The organism is Shewanella sp. 10N.286.45.A1 (genome assembly GCF_041470405.1).
Classification (GTDB): domain Bacteria; phylum Pseudomonadota; class Gammaproteobacteria; order Enterobacterales; family Shewanellaceae; genus Shewanella.
In genome coordinates this window covers 41666-51009 of record NZ_JBFRMK010000137.1, presented here as the reverse complement: position 1 = coordinate 51009, position 9344 = coordinate 41666, and the positions used below count along the sequence as shown (strand labels likewise).

Annotated in this window: 10 protein-coding genes; 6 read left to right on the top strand and 4 right to left on the bottom strand. The window is 43.9% G+C overall.

The features are described from left to right. Window positions 1-187: 187 nt before the first annotated feature. Both AB4238_RS11380 and AB4238_RS11375 read left to right on the top strand, forming a co-directional pair. Window positions 188-442: a YkgJ family cysteine cluster protein gene (locus AB4238_RS11380; protein WP_372033553.1), complete on the top strand. Its 255-nt coding sequence runs from the start codon at window positions 188-190 to the stop codon at window positions 440-442. Window positions 443-481: 39 nt separating this feature from the next. Beyond that, window positions 482-931, top strand: a complete 450-nt coding sequence (locus AB4238_RS11375) for an Rrf2 family transcriptional regulator (RefSeq protein WP_372033552.1) — start codon at window positions 482-484, stop codon at window positions 929-931. Here AB4238_RS11375 and AB4238_RS11370 read toward each other — a convergent pair. The 4 genes from AB4238_RS11370 to gpmM are packed head-to-tail and all read right to left on the bottom strand — an operon-like array spanning window position 917 to window position 5587. Continuing rightward, window positions 917-1660 (bottom strand): divergent polysaccharide deacetylase family protein, encoded by a 744-nt coding sequence (locus AB4238_RS11370; protein ID WP_372033551.1) that lies wholly within the window; start codon window positions 1658-1660, stop codon window positions 917-919. The two genes, AB4238_RS11375 and AB4238_RS11370, sit on opposite strands and share 15 nt — an antisense overlap. 8 nt (window positions 1661-1668) lie before the next feature. Then, window positions 1669-2874, bottom strand: a complete 1206-nt coding sequence (locus tag AB4238_RS11365; RefSeq protein WP_372033550.1) for a S41 family peptidase — start codon at window positions 2872-2874, stop codon at window positions 1669-1671. Between the two features lie 33 nt (window positions 2875-2907). Further along, window positions 2908-4041: a murein hydrolase activator EnvC gene (locus AB4238_RS11360; protein WP_372033549.1), complete on the bottom strand. Its 1134-nt coding sequence runs from the start codon at window positions 4039-4041 to the stop codon at window positions 2908-2910. A 1-nt stretch (window position 4042) separates the two neighbouring features. Then, entirely contained in the window at window positions 4043-5587 is a 1545-nt protein-coding gene (gpmM, locus tag AB4238_RS11355) for a 2,3-bisphosphoglycerate-independent phosphoglycerate mutase (protein WP_372033548.1), read from the bottom strand. A 237-nt stretch (window positions 5588-5824) separates the two neighbouring features. On the opposite strand from gpmM, the gene AB4238_RS11350 reads away from it, so the two are divergent. The 4 genes from AB4238_RS11350 to AB4238_RS11335 all read left to right on the top strand — a co-directional run bounded on the left by AB4238_RS11350 (window position 5825) and on the right by AB4238_RS11335 (window position 9306). Further along, the gene (locus AB4238_RS11350) at window positions 5825-6259 is read left to right on the top strand and encodes a rhodanese-like domain-containing protein (RefSeq protein ID WP_372033547.1); all 435 of its coding nucleotides are present in this window, start codon (window positions 5825-5827) and stop codon (window positions 6257-6259) included. A 224-nt stretch (window positions 6260-6483) separates the two neighbouring features. After that, complete coding sequence (gene secB / locus AB4238_RS11345) at window positions 6484-6969, top strand: protein-export chaperone SecB (RefSeq protein WP_020910309.1); 486 nt, start codon at window positions 6484-6486, stop codon at window positions 6967-6969. Window positions 6970-6973: 4 nt separating this feature from the next. After that, on the top strand, window positions 6974-7990 hold the full coding sequence (gene gpsA / locus AB4238_RS11340; protein WP_371991769.1) for an NAD(P)H-dependent glycerol-3-phosphate dehydrogenase: 1017 nt from the start codon (window positions 6974-6976) through the stop codon (window positions 7988-7990). A gap of 131 nt (window positions 7991-8121) precedes the next feature. Then, on the top strand, window positions 8122-9306 hold the full coding sequence (locus AB4238_RS11335; RefSeq protein WP_372033546.1) for an NAD(P)/FAD-dependent oxidoreductase: 1185 nt from the start codon (window positions 8122-8124) through the stop codon (window positions 9304-9306). Window positions 9307-9344 lie beyond the last annotated feature (38 nt).

Here is a 9344-nt window from a genome sequence, read left to right as displayed (position 1 = left end):
CAAATCTTTATACTGATTGCTATTAAAAACGTGTAGAGGCTTTTTTCGCTATTGGAAAAGCAAAGTTGTATGCACTGATCACGAATTTGGTAAGATATTAACTTATTGCTAAACAGTATGTGATGTCATACCAACCTATTATCATTCGATAAATGTATAATGAACATTGCTAATTTAAGGTATATAAATGAACTGTCGTTTAGGTTGTGGTGCGTGTTGCATAGCGCCTTCTATCACTACTCCTATTCCTGGAATGCCTGAGGGTAAACCTGCTGGAGTAAGATGTATTCAGTTAAATGACGGGAATTTGTGTAAACTTTTTGGCAAAGTAGAAAGGCCAGTTGTATGTGGCCAATTTGCGGCAACTGAAGATGTTTGTGGTAGTGATACTGAAGAAGCTTTATGGCTAATATCTTCATTAGAACAGGCAACAAACTGCTAATTAGGCGTTATTTTGATCGTTTTTATGGATTGGTAAGCAATGCAATTAACTCGTTACACTGATTTTGGATTAAGAACACTTATGTACCTGGCTTTACACCCAGAGCGTGAGTCGCTTTTCCGCATCTCTGAAATTACCGATGTTTTTGATTTGTCAGCAAACCATATCTCTAAAGTTGTGCATCACCTTGGTAAGCTGGGCTATTTAAAGACAGTTAGAGGCAAAAGTGGTGGCTTTAAATTGGCAAAGCCCGCTAGCGAGATTAATGTTGGTGATGTGGTAAGAGCTTTAGAGAACTCACTATCTCCAATTGATTGCAGCAAGCCATATTGTTTGTTTACTCCAGCATGTAAGCTTAAAGGCGTATTAGCGGAAGCGGTTAACGCTTATTTAGCTGTGCTTGATGGTTACACGCTAGAGATGATAGTGACCAATAATAAAGAGCTAAAATCATTACTCCCCGATCTTTCCATCTCAATCCTGCAGTAAGCTTGTATCGCTCTTACTTGCAACGCTAATCGGCAACAATTTCGAGGGTGGCACGAGCGCTATCTCAGCTTGTGCTAGCCGGTGTAGATTGTTATTCAAAAAGGTAAGCGTTTCTGGATAAGGGTGAGCAATAACAATGACATCTGTTTGTGTTGCTGTAAGCTTTATTGCTTTTTGAAACTGCAGTTCTAAAGCCGCTTCTGTTTTGTCATTATCAAGAAAAATCGTCCGTTTTAATAAAGGTACGCCCACTTTTTCTGCAATTGCTCCCGCCTGGGTGTATTTGGTTGTCACACTGTCAATGAAGTAAATATCCCGTTGAAGAAGCGCATCCATAACCCAGTGCATAGGTTTATCAAGCTGGGTGAGCAAGCTGCCCATATGGTTATTAGCACCAGATGCAAAGGGAACACTGTCTATTGCTTGCTCGAGCTGTTTTTTAAAGTCTTGCTCTGACATTGCATTGGTTAAGGCTCCTGGTCCAATCGTTTTGCCGTTCAGTGCCTGCATTGGAAGGTGAACTAGGATCTCACTACCTTGTTGGTGTGCTTTGTAAGCGACAGCTTTACCTAAAGGAGTAAGTGGCAACACTGAAAGCGCTACGCTAGGGGGCAGCGTTAGTACTGCCTTGTCAGATTGACGATAACCTATATCGTCAATGATGATAGCAATCCTTGCTGCAAATGAACTCGAACTAAATAATAGAAAGCAAAGTAATAAATAGCGCACTGTATTGGTTATTTTTTTGTTTTAATCCAGGCAATTGCTGAGTTAACAAGTTTATCTTCAGCAATATCACCACGGAGTGAATTTGCATCAATTATAGGCATATTTTCATCACTTGTTATAGTCTCTAGTGCCACTTTTATATCTGGATCGATCCCTTTTGAGTGAATATCTTTGCCATTTGGAGTGGTGTATTTAGCGATTGTGAGCTTAATGGCACTGCCCTCTGTTAGAGTGGGAATAAGGCTCTGCACAGTACCTTTACCAAAGCTAGTTTGACCGATAAGTTTTGCTCTGCCATTTTCTTGTAACGCCGCCGCAAGTACTTCTGATGCAGATGCTGAACCTTTGTTGATTAGCACCAACATAGGAACACTTTTTATCATGGTTTGTGGTGAGGCATAGTAGTCAGAATTCGCATCAAAGAAACGTCCCTCTGTAGCAACAATTCTTCCTCTGTCTAAAAATATATCCGCTATCTTTATCGCTTGATCCAACAACCCACCGGGATTGTTTCTGAGATCGAGTATTAACCCGTTTAGAGGTTCTGTTTGCCACAGATCAAGTTGCTTGACGAGCTCTTGAGTTGAGTTTTCTTGGAAGCTAGATAGTCTAATATAACCTATTTGATTATCTAAGAGTTGTGCTTCTACGGAGTTGATTGAGATTAGACTTGGGCTAATGGTCACCTTATAGGTAACCTCTGAGTTTGCTCTCACAAGCTCTAAATCAATCGCTAGTTTATCGTAGCTGTGTTGCTTAATTTCGTTAAGCAGGGATTCTAGTTTATCAACTGTAACGAGCTGCTGATTGAGTTTAACTATCCTATCTCCCGGCATGATACCTGCTTGCTCTGCGGGCGATTGCGGGAAAGGAGTGACAATGGTTATTTGGTCGTTGTCTGTTGCAATCTCAACTCCGAAACCATAGTACTCACCGTCGTTACTTTCTTGAGCATTAGAGAAAGCCTGTTTATCTAGAAAGCTAGAATAGGGATCGAGCCTGGCAAAAATACCCTCTATTGCGGCTTCGATCAGTTCCTCTTCGGTGAGCTTTTTGACGTAATAGGTTTCTATGGTATCGATGACATCGAGCAATACTGAATAGTCTACTCGAGTTTTATATTGCTGTGTATGCTCTTGGCCGAACAGAGTGAGCGATAAGCCCAATGCTAAACCTGCGGTAGCGAAACTAAGATTACGAATAATGCCTGACATGTTAACCCCTTGTATTGAATGGGGTTTGTCTGCCTACCGCTTACAATACCTAGCCGGATCGACCGCTTGCCCCTTATGTCTTACTTCAAAGTATAGGCCAGACTCGGTCTGTCCACCTGAGCGACCGACTAATGCGATGGATTCTCCCTTACTAACAGAGTCTCCCGCCGACTTTAAAAGGGTTTGTGCGTGGCCATAAAGGCTCATATAACCTTTGCCATGATCAACAACCAGCACCATACCAAAACCACGTAGCCAGTCGGCATAGATAACCTTGCCGCCTGCAATGGCTGCAATGTTTTGCCCTTCGGAAGCAGAAATAGTGACGCCTTTCCACTTTACTTGCCCTGAACGTTTACTGCCAAAGCCTGACTTGATGCGTCCTTTTGTGGGCCATTTCAGTTTACGTTTGCTGGATAACCCCCCGAGTGATGGGTTATTTTTCATCGCTAGCAGAGCTTGCTCTACAACTCGCTTTAAGCTGGCTTCTTCAATTTGCAGTTGCTCTAGCTTGGCACCGCTGCTTGTTAGAGTTCGTTGCAGCTGGATCAATGTTTGCTGTCGCTGTGATTGCTCTTGGTCTAAGCGCTTTGCATGCTGCTGTTGCTCAATCACTAATTTATTGAGTCGAGTTTGGTTCTGTTGCTGTTTGAGTTTGACCTCATCCAGTTCAACAATGGTGGTCTGTAGCTGTTTAATAGAGGCTATTCGCGCATTATTCAAATACTGATAGTAGGCTAATAATCGCTCTATGCTGGCTGGTGACTGCTGATTAAGTAGCATTTTACTGTAATCATGATTACCGGCTAGATATGCACTAGCAAGTTGATTTGATAAGGTTTTTTGTTGGATGACTTTAATTTTATCTAGCTGAGTATATTTGACGGCAAGTTCCGCTAATGCTTTATCTATGCTTGCTAAATTTTGTTTGGTTTTATTAACTTTTTTAGCCGCAGTCGCAATTGCTTGCTCATCTTTTTTAAGCAAAGAGATTAAGCGATCCCGCTGCTTATTGGTGTCCTTCACCGCAGATTGTTGTTTATTAATCTGTGTCTGAATCGACTTAAGTTCAGACTGACGACGATCAAGATCGGTCGCTTGGGCTGATAAAGGCAGTGATATAAAGCCAGCAATAATGCTGGCTTTGATAAAAAGTCGAATGGTCATATTACTCTTTGAGTTTAATTATCGCTCGGCCTGTCATCTCTTCAGGCACTTCTCGTCCCATCAAGGTTAACATAGTCGGCGCTAAATCACTCAAACGACCGCCTTTTTCTATATCTGCATCACGACCAACATAGATAAGCGGTACCAATTCACTGGTGTGCGCGGTATGCGCTTGGCCAGTTGTTTCATCGGTCATCTGCTCAGCATTGCCGTGATCGGCGGTAATTAAACACTCACCGCCCACTTTATCGAGTGCTTCAACAACTCGACCTAAGCAACTATCAACTGCTTCACAGGCTTTAACTGCAGCATCAAAGTTACCGGTATGACCAACCATATCGCCATTGGGGTAATTACAAATAATCACGTCGTAGTCGGTAGACTCGATGGCGGCAACGAGTTTGTCAGTAAGCTCTGTAGAGCTCATCTCTGGCTGTAGATCATAAGTCGCTACTTTTGGAGATTGGATTAAGATACGGTCTTCGCCTTTGAACGGTTCCTCTTTACCACCATTGAAGAAGAAAGTGACATGGGCATACTTTTCCGTTTCCGAAATGCGCAGCTGAGTCATATTCTGATCTTGTAAGGTTTCACCTAAGGTGTTGACCAAATCCGTCGATGGGTAAGCGATAGCGGCATCAATATCTGCTGCGTATTCGGTTAGCATCACAAAGTTTGCCTTCGGAGTCACTGCGCGTTCAAAGCCATCAAAATCGGCATTCACAAAGCTGCGAGTAATTTGACGCGCACGATCGGCACGGAAGTTCATGAAAATGAGTGCATCGTTATCTGCTAGTTTGGCAATATTGCCATCAGCATCAGGGATGACTGTGCTACCCACAAACTCGTCATTTTCATCACGAGCATAAGCGGCCTCAATACCTTCTACGGCATTAGCTACGGTATGCAGTCCCTTCCCCTCGGTAATAAGCTCGTAAGCTTGTGAGACACGATCCCAGCGGTTATCTCGATCCATTGCATAGTAGCGGCCAATAAGCGAAGCGACTTGACCTGTACCTAATGTTTTGAACATCTCTTCAAAGTGCGCTAAGCCTGCTTTTGCACTACGAGGAGGTGTATCGCGACCATCTAAAAAGGCATGAAGATAAACCTTGGTTGCACCGCGTTTAACGGCTAGACGGCACATTGCTTCAATATGGTCTTGATGGCTATGTACACCACCCGGCGACAATAGTCCCATAATATGCACTGCACCATTTGCCTTGATAGCATCATCAATAGCTTTAGTCAGTGCTGGGTTGGTATCGAATTCGCCATCATCGATAGCTTTACCTATACGAGTGAGCTCTTGGTAAACAATTCGACCAGAACCGATGTTGATATGGCCAACTTCAGAGTTACCCATTTGGCCATCTGGTAAGCCAACATCAATCCCAGAACCTGAGATTAAGCTATTTGGATATTGCGCATTTAGCTTGTCGAGAACAGGAGTTTTTGCATGGAAAACAGCATTTTCTTGCGTATTTTCACGGTAACCCCAGCCATCGAGGATCAGCAATGCCAACGGGCGTTTGCGTGTCGTCATGGTAGTACCTTTAAGTTTGAAAGAATAAGATTAAAATTTGAATTGGTTAAATATTACTACCAATTGGGGCTTGGCATAAAGATATTTACCTAGATTGTGGTTATCGTTTTAGTTATAGCGATGATCCAAAGCCTGTTGTCATGCACGTTACGTGACTAACATTCTGTATTCTGCCATAGCAATGGTATACTCTGTGCCTCATTATATTTGGGCCAATTAAAAGTAGGCAGTTAAAGCATGCAAGAATATATGGAATTTTTTAAAGCAAACCCGATGTTAAGTTTAGCTTGGGTTGGTTTATTCATTGGACTGATCGTTATGGTGTTCAAATCTAGCGTATCAAAAGTTAAAAACGTTAATCATCAAGAAGCCACATTGCTGATGAACAAGCAAAGTGCAAAGGTTGTTGATGTACGCGGAAAAGAAGAGTTTAAGAAGGGTCATATTGTTGATGCGGTTAACCTTCCTTTAGCGGATATAAAAAATAATCAGCTCGGTACACTTGAAAACGCAAAAGGCAGTCCCATTATAATGGTATGCAACGCTGGCATGACTTCGTCTCAAGCGGCTCAACTGATGGTTAAGCACGGTTTTGAAAACGTGAATAACTTGAAAGGTGGTATGGGTGAATGGCAGTCAAATAACTTGCCTGTTTCAAAGAGCAAAAGATAGAAGTGTCGGTGTAGCCATTGCATTATTGTTAAGTAATTGATTAAAGTGTCACGGCTTAGCATTAATGGTTACCGGCATTGAATTGAGGGATTACCCTCCAAAAAAGCGTCTGTTGACTAAATAAATCAAAAACTGGGACAGCTATTTGGGTTGTTACCCAAATAAGTAAACCCTGAGACTGGCTCTTTTGAAGTAGCCTCACAAACTTTTTAAGGTAGGAAATTATGGCTGAAGTAGCTAACAACGAAGAACAAGCACCACAATTCAACATTCAACGTGTTTACACAAAAGATATCTCTTTTGAAACACCAAACAGCCCAGCTGTTTTCCAAAAAGAATGGACTCCAGAAGTTAAGCTAGACCTTGATACTCGCAGCAACAAGCTTTCTGACGACGTATACGAAGTTGTTCTTTCTCTTACTGTTACCGCTAAAAATGGCGAAGAAACAGCATTCCTTTGTGAAGTACAGCAAGCTGGTATCTTCGCAATTACTGGTCTTACTGAGCAGCAACTTGCACATTCTCTAGGTGCATACTGCCCTAACGTTCTTTTCCCATATGCTCGTGAAGCAGTTGGTAGCCTAGTTAGCCGTGGTACTTTCCCACAACTAAACCTTGCTCCAGTTAACTTTGACGCGCTATTCGCTCAGTACGTTCAACAGCGTCAAGCTGCTGCCGCTGAAGCGCCTGCAGAAGAAGCTAACGCTTAATAGCATGGAAAACACTGCCGATATTACGGTACTGGGGGCGGGCTCTTATGGCACCGCCCTTGCTATTTCTCTCGCGAGTAATGGCCACAGAACCTTGCTTTGGGGGCATGAACCCGAGCACATTGAAAACCTAAAGAACGACAAGTGTAATCAAGAGTTCTTACCTGGTATTCCGCTTCCTGATTTACTTATCCCTGAATCCGATTTAGCAACAGCACTTGCTGCATCTAACAATGTGTTAGTCGTTGTGCCTAGTCATGTGTTTGGGTTGGTGTTAGCGCAAGCTAAACCGCTGTTACGTAAAGATGCACGTATTGTATGGGCGACCAAAGGCTTAGAGCCAGAAACAGGTCGTTTGATACAAGATGTGGCGCGAGAAGTATTAGGTGAAGCGTTCCCACTTGCCGTTTTGTCAGGACCTACGTTTGCAAAAGAGCTCGCTGCTGGCATGCCAACAGCAATATCTATCGCAGGTACAGATCCGCAATTCACTAATGATTTAGTTGAATTGTTGCATAGCCCTAAGCGTTTACGCGTTTACGCCAACGATGACTTTATCGGCCTCCAATTGGGTGGTGCGGTGAAAAATGTTATCGCTATTGGTGCGGGACTATCTGACGGTATCGGTTTTGGTGCCAATGCTCGAACAGCATTGATCACTCGTGGTTTAGTCGAACTCACACGTCTCGGTGAAGCTATTGGTGCGCAAGCATCGACCTTTATGGGCATGGCAGGATTAGGTGATTTAGTATTAACGTGCACCGATAATCAATCTCGTAACCGTCGTTTCGGTTTAGCGCTCGGTAAAGGCAGTGATGTTGAAGCCGCGCAAAAAGAGATTGGCCAAGTTGTCGAAGGCTATCGTAATACTAAAGAAGTCTATACATTGGCAAAACGCTTAGGCGTTGAAATGCCAATCACTGAGCAGGTCTACCAAGTGCTTTATCAAGGTAAATCACCAGTGGATGCCGCTAAAGAGTTGTTAAGTCGCGAGAAAAAATCTGAAACATCGGCAGAGTAAACTCTGCTAGCCATTGCTATGAATGTGGTGATGGTACAAACATAAATAAGGGTGCTAAAATAGCGCCCTTTTTTGTGCCTTGTGAAAGCTAGGCGCTGTACAGCAAGCTAAGATGGTTTAGGAGTAAGCGAGTGGAACATCATGACGTTATTATTATCGGAGCGGGTGCAGCAGGACTTATGTGCGCTGCAACAGCGGGCTACCGTGGTCGTGATGTATTGGTACTCGACAGCGCCAAACAAGCCGGTAAAAAAATACTGATCAGTGGCGGCGGCCGTTGTAACTTCACCAACCAAAAAGTGGAGCCAGCAAACTTTCTTTGCAGTAATAGCCACTTTGTAAAGTCAGCATTAGCGCGCTACCGCTCCAGTGACTTTATCGAATTAGTTGAGCGACATGGTATTGAATACCATGAACGCGACCACGGTCAGCTGTTTTGCAACGACTCCGCCAAAGAGATTGTTGCCATGCTAATGACCGAATGCGAATGGGCTGGCGCACAGGTTAAACTGCGCACTGAAATTAAAGCCATTAGCAAAAACGCAGACGGCCAATTTGAAGTGCAAACAGATACAGCGCACTACCGCTGCCAATCACTGGTAATGGCAACAGGCGGGCTGTCGATGCCAAAGCTGGGCGCATCGCCCTTTGGATACCATATTGCCGAGCAATTTGGCCTTAACGTGTTGCCAACTCACGCAGGCTTAGTGCCGTTTACGTGGCATAGTGAGCAAAAACAGCGTTTTGAGCCACTATCAGGCATTGCAGTACCGAGCACAATTACCGCTAACGATGGCACTCAATTTAGCGAAGCGCTGCTGTTTACCCACCGTGGTCTTTCTGGGCCAGCCATTTTGCAGATCTCCAACTACTGGCACCCCGGCGAAGCTATCAGCATTAACTTGTTGCCCGGTAAAGATGCCCGAGCAGAGATAAAGCAACTGCTCGATAATAGTCCCAAGCAAAGTCTGCGTAATGCATTGGCTTTATGGTTACCAAAGCGTTTAGTTGAAGCATTATTTGATGAAGCACTGCTAAACAAAGCGCTTAATCAGCTGGTGCATGCCGAGCTTGAACAGCTCGCACAAGATCTTGAAGCTTGGTCAATCGTGATGAATGGCACTGAAGGTTACCGCACCGCAGAGGTGACCTTGGGCGGCGTTGATACCGATGAGTTGTCGTCTAAAACCATGGAAGCCAAAAGCGTCTCTGGTCTATTCTTTATCGGCGAGGTGATGGATGTTAGCGGCTGGCTCGGAGGCTTTAACTTCCAATGGGCTTGGAGCTCAGGAGTGGCTGCTGGGCAAGCGGTATAGTATTGTGTAGAGACAATAAAGTTTGCCCGTAAGCGCTA

What these genes read in the sequence shown, in the direction of transcription:
- AB4238_RS11360 (WP_372033549.1), bottom strand. Translation starts at nt 4,041, where the DNA reads ATGACCATTCGACTTTTTATCAAAGCCAGCATTATTGCTGGCTTTATA.
- gpsA (WP_371991769.1), top strand. Translation starts at nt 6,974, where the DNA reads ATGGAAAACACTGCCGATATTACGGTACTGGGGGCGGGCTCTTATGGC.
- AB4238_RS11380 (WP_372033553.1), top strand. Translation starts at nt 188, where the DNA reads ATGAACTGTCGTTTAGGTTGTGGTGCGTGTTGCATAGCGCCTTCTATC.
- gpmM (WP_372033548.1), bottom strand. Translation starts at nt 5,587, where the DNA reads ATGACGACACGCAAACGCCCGTTGGCATTGCTGATCCTCGATGGCTGG.
- AB4238_RS11375 (WP_372033552.1), top strand. Translation starts at nt 482, where the DNA reads ATGCAATTAACTCGTTACACTGATTTTGGATTAAGAACACTTATGTAC.
- AB4238_RS11350 (WP_372033547.1), top strand. Translation starts at nt 5,825, where the DNA reads ATGCAAGAATATATGGAATTTTTTAAAGCAAACCCGATGTTAAGTTTA.
- AB4238_RS11365 (WP_372033550.1), bottom strand. Translation starts at nt 2,874, where the DNA reads ATGTCAGGCATTATTCGTAATCTTAGTTTCGCTACCGCAGGTTTAGCA.
- secB (WP_020910309.1), top strand. Translation starts at nt 6,484, where the DNA reads ATGGCTGAAGTAGCTAACAACGAAGAACAAGCACCACAATTCAACATT.